Below are 20,849 nucleotides of genomic sequence, written 5' to 3'. Positions count from 1 at the left end.
CGTCTCCGGAACGCGCTAGCGAAGGTACGGCATCGGATCGACAGCCACTTCGTTTTTGTACACGGTGAAATGCAAATGGTTGCCTGTAGAACGGCCGGTCGATCCGACCTCGGCAATTTTCTGGCCTTTATCTACTTTTTGTCCCACCGACACCTTGATGCCGCCCTCACGGATGTGCCCGTAAAGCGTGGTAATCTCGGGACTGTGCTTGATCATCACCGCGTTGCCGAAGCCTCCGTAGTAGCCGGCGAAGACGACAATGCCCGGAGCAGCTGCCTTGATCGGAGTTCCTTTCGGGGCTGCCATATCTACTCCATTATGCCCAGCAGAGCGGCCGGTAAACGGGTCTCTGCGCACTCCGAAGCCGGAAGACCAGCGGAACAGCCCATCGTCGATCGGCAGTCCAAGCTGCCCGCCCTTGTAGCCGTTGCTGCTGGAGCTGAGCGCACGTACTCTTTCAGCGTACTTTGCCTCTTCCTGTTTTACAAGGGCCAATAATTGCTGGCCGTATTCTTCCAGGCTCTCATTCAGCTGCTCTTCTTGCTTTTGCAGTTCGGCCTTCACGACAACGCTCCGCTTGTACTGCTTGTCCAATTCGGCTTTCAAATCTTCCGCCTCTTCGTACATTCCTGCGTACACGGTGAGCTGGTGGTCGATCTCTTTTTTCTTCTTTTCAATCGTGTCTTTGTCCCGCTTGTTGTCTTCGAGAATTTTGGTATCCTGCTCCAAAATCAGCTTCAATCCCTGCATGCGGGTCAGAAAATCGCCAAAATCGGACGCGCCCAGCAATACGTCCAGATAAGAGACGTTGCCGCGCTCATACATAACCTTGACACGCGTCTTCAGCAGGGCATCCCGCTTGGCGACCCGGTCGATGGCCTCGTCGAGCTGGTCCTGTGCTTCTGCTGCCTTTACCTTGGTCACTTCCATCTCGTTTTCGAGCTTGTCCAGCTTTTTCTGGGTTTCGTTGCGGCGAAGGTCAATCGCCATCAGCTCGGTTTCCAGGTCTTTTGTCTGCTTCTGGACCGAAGCGATTTGTTGCTTGGTCGCCTCTACCTTCTTTTTCTGTGCTCTCGTTTTTTGTTGAATAGCTTTCAATTCCTGATTGATTTTGTCTAGGGATGACTTGCTTGCTGCCCAACTGACGGTTGAAGGTGCGGCGGAGACAGCCAGAAGGCCTGTCACCAGTATGGATAGCAGTATCTTCTTCCTCATAGTTCTCCTCCCTAGTAAGTGATTACACCCGCAAAAAGCGGCGTACGGACACCAGACTGCCCCAAATGCCGATGAAGGCCCCGATGGCCAGCAGCGCCAATGCCACTTGATAGACGAGCGGGAACAGCGGCAGCAGTTGGAACATTTGCGATGCGATCAGGCTTCCATTGATCGCGTCTACCAGATAGTGATAGCTGATAATCAGAATGACGATCGGAATCAGGGCGCCCATGATGCCCATCAGAAGTCCTTCGACAAAGAACGGCCAACGGATAAACCAGTTGGTCGCACCGACCAGCTTCATGATCTCGATCTCCCTGCGACGAGCTACAATCGTCAGCTTGATCGTATTGGCGATCAGGAACATCGCGGTGAAGCCCAGGCCGATGATGAAGCCGATCCCCACGTTGCGGACGGCCCCGGTGGCGGCAAACAGCTTTTCCACCGTTCCTTCGCCGTAGTTGATGCTGCTGACGAACTCCAGCTTCTTGAGCTCGCTCGCGACAGCGGCCGTTTCCTGCGGCAGCTTGGTCTTGACGACAAAGGCGTCAGGCAAAGGATTCTCCTTGTCCATTCCCTCGAACAGGTACGCCTTTTCGCCCATGCTCTCCCTCAGTTGCTTCAGTCCCTCGTCTTTCGGAATAAACTGAACGGACGCCACTTTGGGAATCGACTTAATATTTTGTTCCAGCGACGCGATGTTGTCTTTTGTCGCAAGGGTGTCGATAAATACGCGAATCTCGACTTGCTTTTCGACGTTTTGGGCGAAGAAGTTGACGTTCATCGCCAAAATCAGAAACACGCCCAAAATCAGCAGGGTAATGGTCACGGCGCTGATGGAAGCGAAGGTCATCCAGCCGTTTCTGACGAGGTTTTTAACCCCTTCACGGGCGTGGCGTCCCAGCGTTCTAATCTTCATAACCGTATTCCCCTCTCTGCTCGTCGCGGGCAATTTGTCCCGCCTCGATGGCAACTACCCGCTTTCTCATGGTGTTTACAATCTCCCGGTTATGCGTAGCCATGACGACCGTCGTTCCCCGCTGGTTGATCTCTTCAAACAGCTTCATGATCTCCCACGAGGTTTCCGGGTCCAGGTTGCCCGTCGGTTCGTCCGCGATGATGATCCCCGGGTTGTTTACCAGCGCCCGCGCCAACGCGACACGCTGCTGTTCGCCGCCGGACAGCTCGCTCGGCAGCATTTTTGCCTTGTGCTTCAGCTTGACAAGCCCCAGTACATCCATGACGCGCGGCTTGATCTGTTTCGGCGAAGCTTCGATGACTTCCATGGCGAAGGCCACGTTTTCGAAAACGCTCAAGGTCGGGAGCAGCTTGAAATCCTGGAATACGACGCCGATACTGCGCCGCACCATCGGAATTTGGCGCTCCTTGATCCGGCTAACATTGAATCCCCCGAGAAAAATCTGCCCCTTCGTCGGCTTTTCCTCGCGGTACATCAGCTTGATGAAGGTCGATTTTCCCGCACCGCTCGGTCCTACTACATACACGAATTCGCCCTTTTCGATGCGAATATTGATCCCTTTCAAGGCATTCGTGCCATTGGGATAGGTTTTCCAGACGTCAAACATCTCGATCAAGCAAATCACATCCTACATTGTCAGATCCATATGTCTATGCTCTCTAGATCCTCGTTTTTATGTACACACGCAAATAAATGAATAACCGTCCTTATCCGACAAAGCTTGCATCCATCCGTCTTATGCTGCCGCGAGATGGTAAAATACGACAGCGCATATAGCCATCCGTTCTATTATACCACCGTGTTTCGAGGATGGTATCCACTAAATCTCTCATTTCTTGTCGAATCGATATCTCTTTTTGTTTTTGATCGGTTTCCTTCGGCTGGATTTGCGGTTTTTCCCTGCACTTTGCTGCCCATCGTCACCTGGTTTGTTTGATTTCCCTTGGCTACAATAAAAGAGTACGACTCGTAAAGGAGGCTTTTTGCGTTGAATAATTTTATTTACCATAACCCGACCGAATTGATTTTCGGAAAGGGACAATTGTCTCATTTGAAGGATAAGGCCGCCAAGCTCGGAGCTTCCGTCCTGCTCGTTTACGGAGGCGGCAGCATCAAGCGCACCGGTCTGTACGACAAGATTATCTCCCTGCTTCAGGAGGCAGGCTGCCAGGTGCATGAGCTTGCCGGAGTAGAGCCGAACCCTCGCCTGTCGACTGTGAAAAAAGGCATCGGCATTTGCCGAGAGCAGGGTGTCAATTGGATTTTGGCTGTCGGCGGCGGAAGCGTGATCGACGCATCCAAAGCAATCGCTGTCGGCGTACCGTACCAAGGGGACGTCTGGGATTTCTACACCCGCAAGGCGACACCGCAAAAAGCGCTCCCGCTCGGCACCGTTCTGACACTCGCCGCAACGGGCTCCGAAATGAACCGCGGCAGCGTGGTGACGAACTGGGCGACGCAAGAGAAGTTTGGCGGCACTACCACGTTCCCGACCTTCTCGATCCTCGATCCGGAGAATACCTTCTCCGTACCACGAGACCAGACGATCTACGGCATGTGCGACATCATGTCCCACGTATTTGAACAGTATTTCAGCCACACCCCGGAAATCCCGCTGCAAACGCGCTTTGCGGAAGCCATCCTGAAGACGGTCATCGAAAATGCCGAGCGCGTGCTGGCCAATCCGGAAGATTACGACGCCCGCGCCAACATCCTCTACTGCGGAACGATGGCATTAAACGGTACGCTGCCGGTCGGAGTGGAAACCGACTGGGCTACCCACTCCATCGAACACGCGGTCAGCGCCGTCTACGACATTCCGCATGGCGGCGGTCTGGCGATTATTTTCCCGAAATGGATGCGTTATGTCTACCGCGAAAATGTGGAGCGCTTCAAGCGCTACGCGACAGAGGTATGGGGTGTCGATCCGGCAGGCAAAACGGATGACGAAATTGCCCTCGCCGGGATTGAGGCGACAGAGGCATTCTTCGCCCGCATCGGTGCACCTACCAGGCTGGCTGACTATCAGATCGGTGATGAAAAGCTTCAACTGATGGCCGAGAAGGCAACGCCGTTCGGGCCGATTGGACGCTTTAAAAAGCTGGCTAGCGAAGATGTGGCCGAGATTTTGCGGATGTGCCTCTAAGCATTCAGGAACAAAAAAAGGGGATAGGAGCCATTACACGGGCTTCTATCCCTTTTTTGCTTTTTTGGGCTGCGGGAAGACGTATGCCCCCATGTCAGAAAAGGCTCATTTCTCCGGTGTCTTGCTCGTTTGCTTGACCGGCAATTCGACGCTCCAGTCGACATCCGCATACCTTTTGGTCACGGCCGATAAGGAAATCGTCAGCTGTTTCGGGATTTGCTCCATCTCTCCCACATCCAGACCGAACCTCATAATTTCTCTGCCTTGGGCATCTTTCCCGATGCTGTCGTAGGAAGCGCCGTTAATCGGATAGGACTTCCCGCTCTCATCCGTAATTACCCACCAGACATACTCAATGGAGGAAATGTCCCGGAGAGCTGCTTCCACCGTAAGAACCGTACTGTTTTCGCGGACCCGAGGGTCTTCCGCTTTCAAGCTTTTCACCGTAAACAGACTTCCCTTGTACTCGACGCTCTTCGGCTCTGCCGCCAGCTTCTCCGGCTGGAATGAAAACGTCAGGTCTGCCGGCTCTGTCACATGTACGGCGTCCAACACAAACGTAAACGGACCGCTATCTCCAAATGGCACATAGGCAGTATTCCACGTAAAGTGCCCGTATCGGTCGCCGGAACCCCGGCCCTCCGTCAGCATTCCCTGCTCTAGACCCTTGCCTTCATTTCTATAGGCAGTTACGTCATTGCCGTTTTTGTCCAGTATCCGATACTCCAGGCGATACTGCTGATACGGGACATAAGGAGCGTAATCAGGGTCTTGCGTTTTTCCCGTCATCTCCCGGGCATATTGTGAAAGCCTCCTTTTCGCTCCTTCATCCCATTTGGTTTCCATTCCCAGCACTGTAGACGAGGGAGCGTCCGTTACCGTGTGAAGCGCAATTTGCAGCCCTTGCGGCGTTGTGTACCGGCCATCGACGGGAATAATGCGGGTGGCGGCGATCGCTTCCTTCATGGAAAACGGCACCTCCAGCTTCCAGTGGCCTTTTATTGTTCCGATTTTCCGCACATCGATGAGCAGCTTCATCTGATCAGGAACCGGCCGCTTATCCAAATCCTCCAAGGTAAAACTGAGGTAACCGAGATGTCTCTCCCTGTCCCCTCCTCCACCGACTCCGCTGGTCAGCCGCTGATTTTTCTCGTCCGTCAGTGCGATGACTTTCTCAAGGTTCTTCCGAATCTCCTGTGGATCGATCAGAGTCCCGTCCGTCTTTTTGATTTGGTAGGATACGAACACCCGGGTAGGATCAGCCATAATCGCCTGGACTTCAATCGTAATGCCTTGGTCGGTAACAGAGGCATTGACCGATCGGGCATGCCCCTCAATCGTTGCCCTCTCGATACCCTTGTCCAGGCTTCCCTGTCCAAACAATGCTCGAACCTTCTCTTGCGCCGCTTGTGCAGCTCCCTCCGGATGCGTCTTGTTCGAAACTCCCTGTCCGATCAATGACTTTACCTGGGCGGAAAAATCCGGTGACACATACGTGCCGACTCCCGCTGCAAACAAGACCGCCCCCGCTGTGGCGATTGACATGGAGGCCCAGCGATACCAATGCCGCTTGCTTTGGCGCGGTCTGGGGCGGATCGCTGCTGTCGGCATCACAAAATCCGGAATCTTCTCCTGCTCAGCCACGCGATGCAATACGGCAGCAATCTCCTGATCGTGCTTACTCATTTGCACTCACTCCTATCTTTGACAAATGGGGTGCGTCATCTCGCCCTTGCAGTTTGGCGGCAATCAGCTTCCGGGCGTGGTGCAGCCGGGATTTCACGGTTCCCTCAAATACGCCAAGCATCTCGGCAATCTCCGCAACGCTGAAATCTCCGTAGTAGTACAAAATCACGACGGTGCGGTGTTTTACCTTCATCTCGCAAATGGCCTTCCAAATCTGCTGCTGCTCCTCTCTTTCGATCACGCTATTCAGAGGATTGGTCGACTCATCGGCCCGTTCCTGATATTCGCTGACAGGTTTGTGTCTGCGAACGGCGTTGAGTGCCCGATGCGTGACGATTTTGGCAAACCAGGTCCGAAACGACACGCCTCTGTCGGGATCAAAGCGATCCAGAGACTGATACAGCTCAAACAAGGCCTCCTGTACAGCATCCTGAGCCAGCTGCCGATCGTGGATGATCAGCAAGGCTGTACGATATGCCATCGCCAAGTGAGGCCGTACCAGCTCTTCGAAGCCGGCACTATCGCCTTTTCGGTACTTGACGGATAACTCCGCTTCCTTCACAACTTGTCCTCCTCGCAGGTTCTTTTGCTCTATATTCACCGCTCAACCAAATTTGGTTCAAAAAAAATTTGTGTTTTTTTCAATTTGTATAACGCATCCTTCCCTGCTATTTTATAGGAAGCTGCAAGAGCAGGCCGTAGTCAGCTCGGACAATCCGGAAAAACTGTTGGAAGCCTTGACGGAAACGTCAAAAAACCTCCAAGTGCCACTGTAATAGCGGACTTGGAGGTTGTTCATCCGGACTTACGCCGGCGACCCTACATCAATCAATGATTCGATCATAACCTTTTGGCTGTTCTTGTCGACCCAAGCGTGTGTCTCCTTGAGCAGCTCGCGGTATGCGGAGATTTGCGCTTCCACCTGGCCACGCGCTGTTCCCCCGAGAACATTGCGGGCATTGACGACAGTCTCCACTGCCAGTGCTTCATACACGTCGCTGTCAATGTCAGCGGAGAACATCCGAAACTCGTCGAGCGACAGGTCCAACAAGTATTTCTGCTGCTCGATGCAGTAGAGCACGGCGCGTCCCACCACTTCATGCGCCTGGCGGAACGGCATTTCCTTGCGAACCAAATAGTCGGCGAGGTCCGTGGCGTTGGAAAAGTCCTGCGTCACGGCCTGGCGCATCCGGTCCGTCTTGACCTGCATCGTCTGGATCATCGGCGTGAGCAGAGCCAGCGCACCATGCAAAGTCGCAACCGTATCGAACATGCCTTCCTTGTCTTCCTGCATGTCTTTGTTGTACGCGAGCGGCAGTCCTTTCAGCACGGTCAAAAGACCAAACAGGTTGCCGTACACCCGCCCCGTCTTTCCGCGGACCAGCTCCGCCACATCCGGGTTCTTCTTCTGCGGCATGATGCTGGAGCCGGTGCAGAATGCATCGTCCAGCTCCACAAAGGAAAATTCCTGGCTGCTCCAGATCACCAGCTCCTCACACAAGCGGGAGAGATGCGCCATCAAAAGGGAGGCGCTTGCCAGGAACTCCACGATGAAGTCGCGATCGCTCACGGCGTCCATGCTGTTCAGGTAAATGCCGTCAAACTGCAGCAGCTCGGCGACGAAAGCGCGGTCGATCGGGAATGTGGTGCCAGCCAGCGCACCCGCCCCGAGCGGCAGCACGTTTACCCGTTTCCAGCAGTCGCGCATCCGCTCGATGTCGCGCTGCAGCATGGACACATACGCCATCATATGGTAGCCGAAGAGGACCGGCTGGGCCCGCTGCAGATGTGTGTAGCCCGGCATCACCGTATCCAGGTGGCTGCTCGCCTGCTCCAACAGCGCCTCTTGCAGATACATGGAAAGCTGGATGATCTCCATCAGCTTTTCCCGCAAATACAAGTGCATATCGAGAGCTACCTGATCATTGCGGCTCCGTCCCGTGTGCAGCTTGCCGCCGACCGGACCGATCTCTTCGATCAGCATCTTTTCTATGTTCATATGCACATCTTCGTGGGCCACGAGAAATTGCACCTGGCCCCGTTCGATTTTTTCCTTTACCTTCTTCAGGCCGGCAATAATCTGCCTGACCTCATCCATCGGCAGGATGCCGCACTTGCCCAGCATCGCCACGTGAGCCAGGCTGCCGACGATATCTTGCCGCCACATCTGCTGGTCGAAAGAGATGGAAGCTGTATATTCTTCTACAAGCTGATTCGTCGGCTTCGTGAAGCGTCCTCCCCACAGTTTCATTGCACAATCGCATCCTTTTCGTCCAAAATCTTGATCGGCGTTTTCATATTTTCATGCAGCACGCCCTCATTTACTTGCGCGTACACTTTGGTCGGCAGGCCCCACAGCTTGATAAAGCCGATCGCCGCTTTGTGGTCGAATTGGTCACCCGCCGCATACGTAGCCAGCTCGTGACTGTAGAGGGTCGAATCCGATTTGCGGCCAACGACGATGGCATGCCCCTTGTGCAGCTTCACGCGCACCACGCCGGTAACGTATTTTTGCGTTTCTTCGATGAAGGCTTGCAGGGCATTGCGGATCGGCGAATACCAAAGTCCTTCGTAGATGACCTGCGCCACTTTTTGCTCGACGATTGGCTTGAACTGGGCCACCTCCCTCGGCTGGGTCAGGAACTCCAGCTCACGGTGCGCCAGGATCAATGTCGTCGCGGCAGGAGTCTCATACACTTCCCGGGACTTGATGCCGACCAGACGGTTTTCCACATGGTCGATGCGGCCGACGCCGTGGTTTCCGGCGATTTTGTTCAGCTTCAGAATCAGCTCGGAGAGTGGCAGCTCTTCGCCGTTCAGCGCAGTCGGTACCCCTTTGACAAAGGTGATCTCGATTTCCTCCGGCTGATCAGGCGCATCGGCGATGGATTTGGTCAGATCGTACGCGCCCTCCGGCGGTGCGGCCCAAGGATCTTCCAGAACGCCGCACTCGCAGCTTCTGCCCCACAGGTTTTGGTCGATGCTGTATGGATTGTCCAGATCGATCGGGATCGGGATGTTGTTCTTTTTCGCATATTCAATCTCTTCGTCACGCGTCCAGCCCCACTCGCGGACAGGCGCTACGATTTTGAGATTCGGATTCAGAGCCGTAAAGGAAACGTCAAAGCGAACCTGGTCGTTTCCTTTGCCTGTGCAGCCGTGCGCGACAGCGACAGCGCCTTCTTTTTCAGCAATCTCTACCAGAACGCGAGAGATCAGGTAGCGGGACAAAGCGGACACGAGCGGATATTTGCCTTCGTACATGGCGTTTGCCTGCAGCGCCGGAAGCACGTATTCCTGGGCAAAAGCTTCTTTCGCGTCGACGACGATCGACTTCAGTGCACCGACCTGCAGCGCTTTTTTCTGGACAAAATCAAGGTCCTTTCCTTCTCCTACGTCCAGCGCTACCGCAATGACGTCGTAATTGTATGTGTCTTGCAGCCATTTGATCGCTACAGATGTATCTAAACCGCCTGAATAGGCCAAAACAATTTTATCTTTTGCCATCGTTCTTTCTCTCCCCGTGTAGAAAAATTATTTATGAGTAATTATACATACTAACTTATAAAAATACAACGCCTTTTTTGTTTCCTCCTTCTTTTTTTCATGTTACAACTAGAGCAGCAGCCTCGATCCTAGGCAGAGGTTTCCCCGAAGCCTTCAAGCGATCGAGCACGGGCTGCCTGGACCTGCACAGCTTTGATTCCTTCGGTGAAGCGGAGTCTATCATCCGCGAAGCCAAACGGTCAAAGCTGCTGCCACGGTCAGGCGAGGTCTTCAACAAATGAGAGGACTATAGATAAAGCAGACGCATGCCAACCTGTTGGAAGTAATGAATATAAAGAAGAGGCAAAGAAGTGTACCCCGCCTTAGCCTACTCCGTTCATAACAGGTACATGATCCGCCAATTGCATAGATATGCTTTTTCCTTTCATGAAAATGCATACAGGCCGTTGGGGTTTGCCGATCCGAGAAGATACTCCGTGTTCGTCAGAGCCTGGTCCTTTCGCTTCTCTCCCTAGCCATATCAAGGCAAGCGGAGGTCGCCCTGACGTTTTTGAGAAGCAGACAAGCTTTTCCGGAAATTTTTTTTACAAATCCCGTTGACTTTGACGCATACGTAAAGGTGTACAGTGATGGTGTCAGGAGGTGAGCACATGGAATATACGGTGCAGAAGCTGGGCCAATTGGCGGGAGTCAGTACGAGAACGCTGCGGTATTATGACGAGATCGGGATTCTTAAGCCGGCGAGAATCAACTCGTCAGGGTACCGGATTTACGGTCAGGCGGAGGTCGATCGGTTGCAGCAAATTCTGTTTTACAGAGAATTGGGGATTACGCTGGACGTGATCAAGGAGATCGTGACCTCCCCGTCCTTCAGCCGGGCCCAGGCGCTAAAAGAACATCGTGAGCAGCTCCTCGACAGAAGAAAGCAGCTCGATCTGCTGATCAAAAATGTTGAAAAGACAATCGCTTCTATGGAAGGGAGAATGACCATGACCGATCAAGAGAAGTTCGAAGGGTTTAAACAAAAGCTGATTGACGATAACGAGAAAACGTACGGAGAAGAAATTCGCAAAAAGTACGGAGACGACGTTGTAGACAAATCCAATCAAAAGCTGAAGAACATGACACAGGAGCAGCTTGCGGAAGTAAAGCGCCTGGAGAGTGAAGTTGCCACCACATTGGCTGAGGCGTTCAAAACCGGCGATCCGGGAAGCGCTCTCGCCCAAAAAGCGGCGGATTTGCATAAGCAGTGGCTGATGCACTCCTGGAGCGAGTACAGCAAAGAGGCACATGCAGGGCTTGCTCAAATGTATGTAGATGACGAGCGGTTCAAAGCGTACTACGATCAGAATCAGCCAGGCATGGCCGAATTTTTGAGAGACGCGATCCACATCTATACAGGCATGAAACAGTAGGTCTTGCCAAAAAGTGCCACAGGCATAAAACAGTAAACCTGCTGAAAAGTGCCACAGGCATGAAACAATAGACTTAGCCGAATGCCGCGGTAGTGCGAAAGGCTGAAAAACGGGTTGTACCAAGGGGCAAGACCAGGTACAGCCCGTTTTTATCTGTTCATTTTTAAAATGTGAATCACTCGTGTATGATCATATCAGACGATTCTGAATTGACCGGCTTCCGATGTTTGAACGCATGCCTCTCCCGCCGCGCCCCGCTAAGCGGTGCCTGTTTGAAGCTGGCAATGGATTTACCTGCTCTCCTGCCTTCTCGCTTTGACTATCTCTTGAGTAAAGGATGTGACTTCCCTGACACTGTCTCGCCTTCATCCCTTGTTCTATCACCTGCGGGTCAGCCAAAAGAGAATCGGCCGAATGCTGTCTGACCGCGTTTCCGGGGTTCGCTTTGCCCGCCAGCAGCAAGCCCCCTCTTTTTCATTCACGTGCAAAAAGCATCAGTCCTTGCTTCGGAGAAAGCTGGGGAGCTCCGATCCGCAGCTGCAGGAAAACAAAATCATCAATTTGCGGATTGCGATTCCGTCCATTGACGGACTGCTGATCAGGCCCGGGGAAACCTTCTCCTTCTGGAACCGGGTAGGCAAGACGACAAAGGAAAAAGGCTACGTGGAAGGACTGCTTTTGTCACAAGGAGAGGTGCGAACAGGTGTTGGCGGCGGCCTGTGCCAGCTTGCCAACCTGCTCTTCTGGATGGCGCTTCACACGCCGCTCGAGATTGCGGAACGGCACCACCATCAGTTTGATCCTTTTCCGGACGATCAGCGCGTCCTGCCTTTTGGCAGCGGTGCCAGCGTTTTTTACAACTATATCGATCTTCGCCTCTACAACCCGACAAAGCAAACCTTTCAATTGCGCGTCAATCTGACAGATAAGCATCTCAAGGGAGCGATTTACACAGATCGCGAGTGGCCGCTCTCCTATCATCTCGAAGAGCGGAATCACAAGTTTATGCGCCGGGGTGGAAAAAATTACAGACGCAATGAAATCTGGAGGCTCGTGATCGACAAAAAAACCGGAAAGCGGACCAGAGAAGAACTGGCGATCCGCAACTTTTCCGAGGTCAAATACACCCTGGAGGAGGTTCCGCCAACTGGTCCAGACTATTCCGGTTAATTGTTTCAACATCGTTATGCATGAATTTTGTATGGAACCTGCGGGACGTATTCCTCTCCCTTGTGCTCTCTGATCCATGCCAGCTCGGCTGCGGCCAGGCGCTCGAAATTTTCAGCTATGTGAATATCGCCCTCCGCTCTCCACCCTGCGATGATCGGGTACATCGGCACATAAAAACCGTTGATATACCACATGTCAAACAGCAGATCGGGGTGGACGAGACCATTTTTGTGGAGAACACCGATCATCTCGAAAAAGCCATACAGCGTGACAAAACGGGCAAATTCCTCGCTCCCGCGGGGATAGCGCCCGATGAACGTATCGTAGCTCCATTCTTTATTTGCGATCGTATGGGAGAACCACTTTTTCGCTTCTTGCATTCGCTCCGATTCGTACTGCTGGTACAGCTTCAAAATAATGTCGGCGTCCTGGTAGGTAGGAATCATCAACTTTCACACTCCTGTTTGGATTCGGGGAAAAGAATTTTCCATTCCCACTATTATCTAGAAAACACATGTTCTTGTCCAAGCTTTTTTACACTCGCCACTTCACTCGCAACGGGAGGTTTCTCTATGAAACATTTTTACCTCGTCAGACACTGTAAAGCAGAGGGCCAGGACCCTGACGCGGCACTCACGCCTTTGGGCTGCCAGCAAGCTGCCGCGCTGGCTGCCTTTTTTACGGACATACCGGTTGAACGGATCATCGCAAGTCCTTATTTGCGTGCACAAGCTACTGCGGAGCCGCTTGCCCTGCATTTCGGACTGGAGATCGAGACTGACAGCCGGCTCGAAGAGAGAGTCCTTTCCGCATATTCGATGCCTGACTGGTACGAGCGCCTGCGAGACACGTTTTCTGATCTGACGCTGTGCTACGAAGGCGGTGAAAGCAGCCAGGAAGCCATGAATCGCGGGTTATCCTTGCTCCGTGATGCGCTTTCCGCTCCCTTCTCTCATACCGTACTGGTCACCCATGGCTGTCTGATGGCCCTCCTCCTGAAGCAGCTCGACGATACATACGGCTTTGCCGACTGGGAAGCCCTGACCAACCCGGACGTCTACCGGATTTCTTGCCAGGAAGGCGTGTGGACGATCAAACGAATCTGGAACGAGCTTGCCGGCTGACCGTTACCGGATGGCAACGCGGGAAAATAAAAACAGTTACAGCGAGGTGTTCTTACTGAAGCACCTCCTGTAACTGCGTTTGGTTATCTTGCTGGATTATTTTTTCAAGCTCTTCCCGGGACAACTGACTGACCACGCGAATGAATTGGTAGGCCAGTTCTGCATCAAACTGTGTCCCTGCCCCTTTCCTGATCTCCTGAAGTGCGTCTTCGACCGGGAGTCCTTTCCGGTAGGGACGATCCGCAACCATGGCGTCAAATGCGTCGGAGATGGCCAAAATACGGGCCATCAGCGGGATCTCGTCCCCCTTCAAGCCATCCGGGTAGCCCTTCCCGTCGATCCGTTCGTGGTGGGAGCGAATGGCGGGCAGCAGTTCATGAAACATCCCTGCCTGCAAGATAATTTCATATCCAATCACCGTATGCTGCTTGATCTTGTCGTACTCTTCCGGTGTTAATTTTCCTTTTTTATTGAGAATGTGATCCTCGATACCGATTTTTCCGATGTCATGCAAGATGCCGCCAAAATAGACTTCATCCACTTTATCCGGTGGCATCCCGATAGCACGCGCAATTTCCCGTCCCCAGTGGGCCACACGCTGCGAATGGCCGCTCGTGTAGTGGTCACGGGCATCGATCGAAGCTGCCATTGTCGTCAGAAAGCTGTGGTTAAAGGTTTGGATTTCGTCCATTTTTTGTTGGAGCTTGTTAATGTTGCGAAAATATTGGCGGAATACAATATTCAAGGAGATAAACGCAGCCAGCAACGGAATGAGCGAAAGCCATCCGTATTGTGCTACCAGCCTGGCTCCAATACCGCCGATAATCATGAGCATAATGTACGTGTTTGACCCACCTTTGACCATGCTCGCAAAGGTGTCCAGCCACTTTACATGAAAGAAATAGGAGATTCCCGAAGCCACCAGTGACGTGTTGACAAACCAATAAACAAGAATCAGCAACAGGTCCGAAAACATCCACGGGATACCGGCCGAGTCGGCGGCATGATGTAAAAATCCTACCAGCCAGAGAGTCAGCAGGATTTGCCCGCAGTTAAACATGGCCTTCTTCAAGGAAGAACGGCTCAGTACGGTCACAATCAATAATTCAACGACTGCGGCCCAGACCGCAACCCATGTGCCATACAAGAGAATTCCCGAAAAAAACAATGCATTATTGACAGTCAGTCTCGCGTTAAATGTGCTAATAGGGGCAAAAGCCCCTACGATGGTCAAAAGCGTAAAGATGAACAAGACGCTCCAGTGATTGCGTGGCTCCCAATCCGGCAGCACCGAAACAAATACGGCGATCGCTGCAAGAGGGAGAAAAAACTGAATAAACAGATGTTTGAAAAAACGGGTGAGGTCAATATTTTTCTGCATAATTTTTACCTTCGCGCAATCGTATTAAAGAGATAGGCTTGTTTGTAATGCGCTGAACAAGAAGGAACGTCCCCAACATAATAAACAGGTCGCCAATACTGATCAGCCTCGGAATAGGGAACGGCATATGCATAATATCTGCAAGGAAAGGGAACACCGTTTGATCCGTCAAAAGCGAGTGCTTGAAATCCGTGCCATTCAACAAAGGCTCTATCGGGTAAGGAAGCTGTTTTGCCTGCTCGATATCGACAGGCATGCGCCCTCCATTCAGCCAGATGACCAGCGCGTTCAAAAACCACCCGATCATAAAAATCCTGATGTCTTCATGCTCTCTGTTAAAGTAAAAAAAGAGCAGCAGTGCCAGATAGGCAACGGATACAAATATTCCACCAATCGACGGGAAAAAGCCTGATGTAATCTGGAGCAAAATACAAATCACCAGAAAGGCCAATCCGTTAAAGGTAGGAATGCTCTTTACCCGTCCGCCCCTGAGGAAAGCGATTAAAAACGAGAAGGCTATCACGTCAAGCAGCATGTTTCGTTACCTCCGAAAAAGCAATGAAAAACACCACTTTGAACAAGCGGTGTTTCTCTAGTTTTCCTACCTTTAGCCAACGTACCAGTTAGCAGAAGTTGCAGCAACGATACCTGCTACCAACAGAAGTGCTCCAAACCATTTTTTCATGCCATTCCCCTCCTTAAATAAATAGTGGAGAAAGCTAGTTTCGCTACTTAGCTCTAACGTACAGGCCAAGCGACCAAATACAGCCTGTACAGCTTCCCTTTTCCCGAGGGAAAAGGCGGATTCGCTACTGGCTCCATACAGACCAAGCGACCAGATACAGTCTGTACTTCTTCGCGCTTTCATGCCTATATTTTACACACAAGTGACAAAATTCGGCAATAATAGATTCATAGTCTATAAGCTTCAATTATAAATAGGAATTTGTACCTAGAACTATATTCACACAACAGCAGCCAACACTGCTTTCTGCGCATGCAGCCTGTTTTCCGCCTGATCAAAGACGACGGAGTTTGCACCGTCGATCACGCCGGCAGATACTTCTTCCCCTCTGTGAGCAGGCAGGCAGTGCAGGAAGAGGTATTCCGGGCTGGCGTGGCTGACCAGGTTTTCGTTCACCTGATAAGCAGCGAACGCTTGCAGCCGCTGCTCGTTTTCCGCCTCGAAGCCCATGCTGGTCCAGACATCGGTGTACACGGCATCAGCGTCTTTGACTACCTCGACGGGATCGTGGGTCACGAGCAGCTTTCCACCGTTTGCCTGCGCATATCCTTTTGCCTGCTCGACGATGGCCGCATTCATTTCATATCCAGGCGGCGTGGCGACGCGAACGTCCATACCCAGCAGCACAGCCGCCAGCACGAGCGAATTGGCCACGTTGTTTCCGTCTCCTACGTAAGCCAGCTTGATCCCCTTCAGCTTGCCCTTGTGCTCCCAGATCGTGAGCATGTCGGCCAATGCCTGACACGGGTGGAAGTCATCCGTGAGTCCGTTGATGATCGGGATCGAGGCGTGCTCCGCCAATTCCTCCACACCGGCATGGGAAAACGTCCGAATCATGATCGCGTCAACATAGCGCGACATGACTTTCGCCGTATCGCTGATCGGCTCCCCCCGTCCGAGCTGCAGTTCTTTGCCGCTCAAAAACATCGCCATGCCGCCGAGCTGGTACATGCCGACTTCAAAGGAAACGCGGGTGCGGGTGGATGACTTGTCAAAAATCATTCCCAGCGTTTTCCCTTGCAGGGGCTGGTACGGCTGACCGTTCTTCTGCAGCTTTTTGATGTGAGCCGCCAGCTCCAAAAGCTGCATCAGCTCTTCTCCACTGAATTCATCGACCCGCAAAAGGTCTTTCCCCTTAAATTTGGCCCACTGTGCGTTTGGAAAGCGATCCAATATCTTCACAGGCTGCATGCCCGTCACCTCTTTTCTCCGAAATGGCTTGCACATACAAAGCGAATGTCTCACTGGAAGTAAACAACGGTAATCCTTGTTGGACGGCCCGGCTGCGGAGGGCAAAACCGCTGCGCCCGCGACTGTTTCCTTTGGTCGCCGTAATCAGGGCAAAGGCCACACCCTCGGTCTGAACCAGCTCCACAAGCTCCTGCTCATCCCCGATCACGTGAGCGACGCTCAAGCCGTTTTCCTTGAGCCATGCGGCCGTTCCTGGCGTTCCTGCCAATACGCCGCCTTGCTCCTGCAATCGCTTCAGCGCAGGCAGCACCTCTGCCGTTTTGTCTCCGTCCGCCAAAGATACCAGGCAAATCTGTCCTGCTTGCCAGCTTGAAAAAATGCTGTCTTTATAAGCAAACGCCTTTCCTGCCGCTTCAGCGAAACTATGGCCCAGACCGAGCACCTCTCCCGTCGACTTCATTTCCGGGCCGAGCGCAGGGTCCACACCGGTCAGCTTTACGGTCGAGAAAACAGGCGCTTTCACTACGGCAAACGGAATGTCAGGCAAAAGACCTGCTTTGTACCCCATCTCCGCCAGCTTCTCTCCCAACTGGGCGCGGACGGCCAGCTCGACCATCGGAACGCCCGTCACCTTGCTCGTAATCGGCACGGTACGGGAAGCGCGAGGGTTTACCTCCAGCACGTATACCGTATCGCCGCTGATGACAAATTGAATGTTGATCAGGCCTACCGCTCCCATCTCGCGGGCAATGGCTTCGGTGTAGCGTGCGATCGTGGCTTTGACTTCGTCAGTCAGGTACGGTGCCGGGAAAAGGGCAACGCTGTCGCCTGAGTGAATCCCGGCCTTCTCCACGTGCTGGTAGACGCCCGGGATCAATACCGATTGGCCGTCACAGACGGCATCTACTTCCGCTTCCATGCCCGGTACGTATTTGTCGACGAGAAGCGGGAAAAAGTCCTGGCTGTTTGGCTGGCTCAACCATCCCTCAATCGTGGCGGACAGCTCATCGATGTCATGTGCCACGACCATGCCCTGCCCGCCGATGACGTAGGAAGGACGCAGCAGGACCGGGTACCCTACGGTAGACGCTGCTGCAGCCGCTTCCTCCAGCGTGGATACACCCTGCCCCGGGATATGCGGAATATCCAGCCCTCTGAGCATGGCGTAAAAGAGCTCGCGATCCTCTGCCCGCTCAATCGCTTCGAGCTTCGTTCCCATCACAGTCAAACCTGCTGCTTCCAGCTTGGCGGCCAGATTGATCGCCGTTTGTCCGCCGAACTGCACCATGACTCCGTCCACCTGCTCCCGCTCCGCTACGTGCAGCACGTCTTCCGCGTGAAGCGGCTCGAAGTAGAGATGGTTCGCTGTCTCGTAATCGGTGCTCACCGTCTCCGGGTTGTTGTTGACGACGATGGCCGCGATCCCCTTTGCCTGCAGTGCTTTTGCGGCGTGTACCGAGCAGTAGTCAAATTCAATCCCCTGTCCGATCCGGATCGGCCCTGAGCCGAGCACCAGCACTTTTTTGCCGGTCAGCTCCTCGACCTCATCGGCACCCTGCCAATCAGAATAGTAGTACGGCGTTTGCGCATCGAACTCTGCGGCGCAGGTATCGACGATTTTATACGTCGGCTTGATGTTGTACTGCACTCTGAGCTGCTTTACTTCCGCTGCCGTGCAGCCGATCAGCCCGGCGATCGTCTCGTCGGCAAATCCGCGTCGCTTCGCTTCCGTCAGCAGTTCGGGGGTCAGCGTTTCGCATGCAGCCAGCTCTTTTTCCAACGACACGATCTTTGCGAGGCTTCGCAGGAAAAACGGATCAATCCCTGTCAATCCATGCAGCTCGCTTTCCGTAAAGCCTTTTCGGATCGCTTCGGCTAGTGCAAACAGCCGCACATCGGTCGCTTCCTGAACGAGCTGGACCAATGTCTCCCGATCACACGCTGCCAGATCGGGACGGCTCAGATGCGTGCAGCCCTGCTCCAGGGAGCGCACAGCCTTGAGCAGTCCCGCTTCCAGATTGCGGGCGATCGACATCACTTCACCGGTCGCTTTCATCTGGGTCCCCAGCTGCCGGTCCGCCAGCGGAAATTTGTCAAACGGCCAGCGCGGGATTTTCACTACAATATAGTCCAGCGTCGGCTCAAAGCTGGCATACGTATAGCCGGTAATCGGATTCAACACTTCGTCGAGATTGTAGCCAAGCGCCAGTTTGGCCGCGATCCGGGCGATCGGATAGCCGGTCGCTTTGGATGCGAGCGCACTGGAGCGGCTCACTCTCGGGTTGACCTCGATCAGGTAGTAGCTGTCCGAGTTCGGGTCGAGGGCGAACTGGATATTGCAGCCGCCTACCACGCCCAGCGAGCGGATCACCTTGGTGGATACACTGCGGAGCATCTGGTACTGCCTGTCGGTCAGCGTCTGGGAAGGCGCGACAACGATGCTGTCTCCCGTGTGGATACCCACCGGGTCCAGATTTTCCATGTTGCAGACGATGATGCACGTATCGCTCGCATCCCGCATCACTTCGTATTCGATTTCTTTCCAGCCTTTGACGCTGCGTTCGATCAGCACCTGACCGATCGGGCTTGCGGCGATTCCGTTTGCCGCTACTGTCCGGAGGGATTGCTCGCTGTCCGCGATGCCGCCGCCCGCTCCACCCAGCGTATAGGCAGGACGGACGATAACGGGATAGCCGATGGAGTCGGCAAAGGCGGCCGCAGCCTCGACAGATTCGACAGTGGCGCTCTCCGGCACAGGCTCGCCGATTTTTTGCATCAGCTTCTTGAACAGCTCGCGGTCTTCACCATTTTGGATCGCTTCCAAAGGAGTTCCCAGCAGCTCTACATCGTACTTTTCCAATACGCCCGCTTCCGCCAGGGACACGGCTAGGTTCAATCCCGTCTGACCGCCCAGCGTTGGCAAAAGGCCGTCCGGACGCTCCTTGGCGATAATTGCTGTCACGGACTCTACCGTCAGCGGCTCCAAATAGACTTTGTCGGCAACTTGTTCATCTGTCATGATCGTGGCCGGGTTGTTGTTCACAAGCACGACCTTGACCCCCGCTTCCTTCAGGGAAAGGCAGGCCTGTGCTCCGGCATAATCAAACTCCGCCGCCTGACCGATCACGATCGGTCCCGACCCGATGACTAACACTTTTTGAATGTGCGGCAATTTAGGCATATCTCTTCGCTCCCACTACACGCATCGACTGCAAGAATTGTTGAAAAATATGTGAGGTGTCGCTTGGCCCCGGATGGGCTTCCGGATGGAACTGGACGCTCATGACCGGCAGCAATTGATGGCGAATGCCCTCTACCGATCCGTCGTTTACATTGCGGTAGGTAACCGTGAGCAGCCGTTTGTCCAGCGACTCTTCCTTTACGACATAGCCGTGATTTTGCGAGGTCATGTATACTTTGCCGGTCGCAAGCTCCTTGACCGGATGGTTTCCTCCGCGGTGGCCGTATTTCAGTTTCTCCGTCTTTCCTCCGAACGCCAGCGCGAGAACCTGATGACCGAGACAGATACCGAGCGTCGGATACTGCTCAGCCGCTTTTCTCCATTCACTGCAATAGGCATGCAGATCTTCCGGATCGCCGGGTCCATTGGAAAAGAGCAGTCCGTCCGGCTGCAGTGCTTGAATCTGGGCGTACGGCGTGTCGAACGGCACCACCGTCACCCGGCAGCCAAGCTCCAGCAGCGCGTCCAGAATCGATTGCTTCATCCCCAAATCGACCAGCACCACATGCTCCTGCGAGCCCGGGTAGCGTTTTATCTCTTGGCAGGATACTTCTGCGACCAGCGACTTTTTGATGTGTTTGGTCTTGAGTGCGGCTACTTCTTCCGCTGCCAGGGGTTGATCGGAAATGGCTCCCCACAGCGGCCCGTCCTGGCGCACTCGCTTCGTAATCGTCCGCGTATCGATACCCGCCAGGATCGGAAAGCCGAAATCCTCTGCCGTTTCCGCCAGTGTGCGAACCGATTGATAGTGGCTGGGCTCCATGCACAGCTCACTGACGACCATCCCGGCCAAAGCGGGCTTGGCTGCCTCGTAATCGTTGTCGTTGACTCCGTAATTGCCGATCAGCGGATACGTAAACGTGACGATCTGACCGGCGAAGGACGGGTCGCTCATCACTTCCTGATACCCTGTCATTCCTGTATGAAAAACCACTTCCCCGATTCCTTCCAGCGGCGCTCCATACAGCGTTCCGGCGAATACTTCACCTGTCTCCAGCGTCAAATAACCTGGTCCCAATCCCTGTTTCTCTTTATCCATCTATGAAAGC

Annotated in this window: 17 protein-coding genes; 4 read left to right on the top strand and 13 right to left on the bottom strand. The window is 53.6% G+C overall.

The annotated features are described in order from the left end of the window. Positions 1-15 precede the first annotated feature (15 nt). Genes V5G20_RS03960 through ftsE form a run of 3 tightly spaced genes read right to left on the bottom strand, consistent with a single transcriptional unit; the run spans position 16 to position 2,810 of the window. On the bottom strand, positions 16-1,215 hold the full coding sequence (locus tag V5G20_RS03960) for a murein hydrolase activator EnvC family protein (protein WP_003388263.1): 1,200 nt from the start codon (positions 1,213-1,215) through the stop codon (positions 16-18). Between the two features lie 22 nt (positions 1,216-1,237). Then, the gene (ftsX, locus tag V5G20_RS03955; RefSeq protein WP_003388264.1) at positions 1,238-2,134 is read right to left on the bottom strand and encodes a permease-like cell division protein FtsX; all 897 of its coding nucleotides are present in this window, start codon (positions 2,132-2,134) and stop codon (positions 1,238-1,240) included. Further along, entirely contained in the window at positions 2,124-2,810 is a 687-nt protein-coding gene (ftsE, locus tag V5G20_RS03950) for a cell division ATP-binding protein FtsE (RefSeq protein WP_003388266.1), read from the bottom strand. The genes ftsX and ftsE overlap by 11 nt, the downstream gene beginning before the upstream one ends. A gap of 372 nt (positions 2,811-3,182) precedes the next feature. Here ftsE and V5G20_RS03945 point away from each other — a divergent pair, with 372 nt between their 5' ends. Then, on the top strand, positions 3,183-4,340 hold the full coding sequence (locus V5G20_RS03945) for an iron-containing alcohol dehydrogenase (protein WP_251247562.1): 1,158 nt from the start codon (positions 3,183-3,185) through the stop codon (positions 4,338-4,340). Between the two features lie 105 nt (positions 4,341-4,445). Here the strand turns inward: V5G20_RS03945 and V5G20_RS03940 are convergent, their stop codons facing one another. The 4 genes from V5G20_RS03940 to V5G20_RS03925 form a co-directional block, all read right to left on the bottom strand. After that, a complete protein-coding gene (locus V5G20_RS03940; RefSeq protein ID WP_243014472.1) occupies positions 4,446-6,026 on the bottom strand; it encodes a DUF4179 domain-containing protein in 1,581 nt (526 codons plus the stop codon). Then, positions 6,019-6,588 carry an RNA polymerase sigma factor gene (locus V5G20_RS03935; protein WP_327985892.1) on the bottom strand — a complete coding sequence of 190 codons (570 nt, stop codon included), beginning with the start codon at positions 6,586-6,588 and terminating at the stop codon, positions 6,019-6,021. Before V5G20_RS03935 ends, V5G20_RS03940 begins: the two co-directional genes overlap by 8 nt. 243 nt (positions 6,589-6,831) lie before the next feature. Further along, on the bottom strand, positions 6,832-8,277 hold the full coding sequence (gene argH / locus V5G20_RS03930) for an argininosuccinate lyase (RefSeq protein ID WP_172920878.1): 1,446 nt from the start codon (positions 8,275-8,277) through the stop codon (positions 6,832-6,834). Then, complete coding sequence (locus V5G20_RS03925; protein ID WP_003388272.1) at positions 8,274-9,533, bottom strand: argininosuccinate synthase; 1,260 nt, start codon at positions 9,531-9,533, stop codon at positions 8,274-8,276. Before V5G20_RS03925 ends, argH begins: the two co-directional genes overlap by 4 nt. A 650-nt stretch (positions 9,534-10,183) precedes the next feature. Here V5G20_RS03925 and V5G20_RS03920 point away from each other — a divergent pair. Together V5G20_RS03920 and V5G20_RS03915 are read left to right on the top strand one after the other, a co-directional pair. Next, on the top strand, positions 10,184-10,948 hold the full coding sequence (locus V5G20_RS03920; RefSeq protein WP_003388273.1) for a MerR family transcriptional regulator: 765 nt from the start codon (positions 10,184-10,186) through the stop codon (positions 10,946-10,948). 414 nt (positions 10,949-11,362) lie between these two features. Further along, the gene (locus V5G20_RS03915; protein WP_338463170.1) at positions 11,363-12,118 is read left to right on the top strand and encodes a VanW family protein; all 756 of its coding nucleotides are present in this window, start codon (positions 11,363-11,365) and stop codon (positions 12,116-12,118) included. Positions 12,119-12,132: 14 nt separating this feature from the next. Here V5G20_RS03915 and V5G20_RS03910 read toward each other — a convergent pair whose 3' ends face one another. Beyond that, positions 12,133-12,564 carry a DUF4760 domain-containing protein gene (locus V5G20_RS03910; protein ID WP_003388275.1) on the bottom strand — a complete coding sequence of 144 codons (432 nt, stop codon included), beginning with the start codon at positions 12,562-12,564 and terminating at the stop codon, positions 12,133-12,135. A gap of 126 nt (positions 12,565-12,690) precedes the next feature. Between V5G20_RS03910 and V5G20_RS03905 the strand changes: the two genes are divergently transcribed. Further along, positions 12,691-13,242: a histidine phosphatase family protein gene (locus V5G20_RS03905; protein WP_172920877.1), complete on the top strand. Its 552-nt coding sequence runs from the start codon at positions 12,691-12,693 to the stop codon at positions 13,240-13,242. 52 nt (positions 13,243-13,294) lie between these two features. On the opposite strand, the gene V5G20_RS03900 is transcribed toward V5G20_RS03905, so the two are convergent. The 5 genes from V5G20_RS03900 to V5G20_RS03880 all read right to left on the bottom strand — a co-directional run bounded on the left by V5G20_RS03900 (position 13,295) and on the right by V5G20_RS03880 (position 20,839). Then, positions 13,295-14,623 carry an HD-GYP domain-containing protein gene (locus V5G20_RS03900; RefSeq protein ID WP_003388278.1) on the bottom strand — a complete coding sequence of 443 codons (1,329 nt, stop codon included), beginning with the start codon at positions 14,621-14,623 and terminating at the stop codon, positions 13,295-13,297. Then, positions 14,607-15,158 (bottom strand): DUF5317 domain-containing protein, encoded by a 552-nt coding sequence (locus V5G20_RS03895; RefSeq protein WP_003388280.1) that lies wholly within the window; start codon positions 15,156-15,158, stop codon positions 14,607-14,609. The genes V5G20_RS03900 and V5G20_RS03895 overlap by 17 nt, the downstream gene beginning before the upstream one ends. A 429-nt stretch (positions 15,159-15,587) precedes the next feature. Further along, a complete protein-coding gene (argF, locus tag V5G20_RS03890; RefSeq protein WP_338463169.1) occupies positions 15,588-16,559 on the bottom strand; it encodes an ornithine carbamoyltransferase in 972 nt (323 codons plus the stop codon). Then, positions 16,504-19,740, bottom strand: a complete 3,237-nt coding sequence (gene carB, locus V5G20_RS03885; protein WP_338463168.1) for a carbamoyl-phosphate synthase (glutamine-hydrolyzing) large subunit — start codon at positions 19,738-19,740, stop codon at positions 16,504-16,506. The genes argF and carB overlap by 56 nt, the downstream gene beginning before the upstream one ends. After that, positions 19,733-20,839, bottom strand: coding sequence for a carbamoyl phosphate synthase small subunit (locus V5G20_RS03880; RefSeq protein ID WP_031932640.1), 1,107 nt, complete (start codon positions 20,837-20,839; stop codon positions 19,733-19,735). The genes carB and V5G20_RS03880 overlap by 8 nt, the downstream gene beginning before the upstream one ends. Positions 20,840-20,849: the final 10 nt, after the last annotated feature.

Source organism: Brevibacillus borstelensis (assembly GCF_036700025.1).
Classification (GTDB): Bacteria; Bacillota; Bacilli; order Brevibacillales; family Brevibacillaceae; genus Brevibacillus; species Brevibacillus borstelensis.
Note: the sequence above shows the minus strand (reverse complement) of the source record. Positions and strands in the feature narration are given on the sequence as shown.

What these genes read in the sequence shown, in the direction of transcription:
- V5G20_RS03905 (WP_172920877.1), top strand. Translation starts at nt 12,691, where the DNA reads ATGAAACATTTTTACCTCGTCAGACACTGTAAAGCAGAGGGCCAGGAC.
- V5G20_RS03960 (WP_003388263.1), bottom strand. Translation starts at nt 1,215, where the DNA reads ATGAGGAAGAAGATACTGCTATCCATACTGGTGACAGGCCTTCTGGCT.
- V5G20_RS03915 (WP_338463170.1), top strand. Translation starts at nt 11,363, where the DNA reads ATGCTGTCTGACCGCGTTTCCGGGGTTCGCTTTGCCCGCCAGCAGCAA.
- argH (WP_172920878.1), bottom strand. Translation starts at nt 8,277, where the DNA reads ATGAAACTGTGGGGAGGACGCTTCACGAAGCCGACGAATCAGCTTGTA.
- carB (WP_338463168.1), bottom strand. Translation starts at nt 19,740, where the DNA reads ATGCCTAAATTGCCGCACATTCAAAAAGTGTTAGTCATCGGGTCGGGA.
- V5G20_RS03900 (WP_003388278.1), bottom strand. Translation starts at nt 14,623, where the DNA reads ATGCAGAAAAATATTGACCTCACCCGTTTTTTCAAACATCTGTTTATT.
- V5G20_RS03925 (WP_003388272.1), bottom strand. Translation starts at nt 9,533, where the DNA reads ATGGCAAAAGATAAAATTGTTTTGGCCTATTCAGGCGGTTTAGATACA.
- V5G20_RS03920 (WP_003388273.1), top strand. Translation starts at nt 10,184, where the DNA reads ATGGAATATACGGTGCAGAAGCTGGGCCAATTGGCGGGAGTCAGTACG.
- V5G20_RS03910 (WP_003388275.1), bottom strand. Translation starts at nt 12,564, where the DNA reads ATGATTCCTACCTACCAGGACGCCGACATTATTTTGAAGCTGTACCAG.
- argF (WP_338463169.1), bottom strand. Translation starts at nt 16,559, where the DNA reads ATGCAGCCTGTGAAGATATTGGATCGCTTTCCAAACGCACAGTGGGCC.
- V5G20_RS03940 (WP_243014472.1), bottom strand. Translation starts at nt 6,026, where the DNA reads ATGAGTAAGCACGATCAGGAGATTGCTGCCGTATTGCATCGCGTGGCT.
- V5G20_RS03880 (WP_031932640.1), bottom strand. Translation starts at nt 20,839, where the DNA reads ATGGATAAAGAGAAACAGGGATTGGGACCAGGTTATTTGACGCTGGAG.
- V5G20_RS03895 (WP_003388280.1), bottom strand. Translation starts at nt 15,158, where the DNA reads ATGCTGCTTGACGTGATAGCCTTCTCGTTTTTAATCGCTTTCCTCAGG.
- ftsX (WP_003388264.1), bottom strand. Translation starts at nt 2,134, where the DNA reads ATGAAGATTAGAACGCTGGGACGCCACGCCCGTGAAGGGGTTAAAAAC.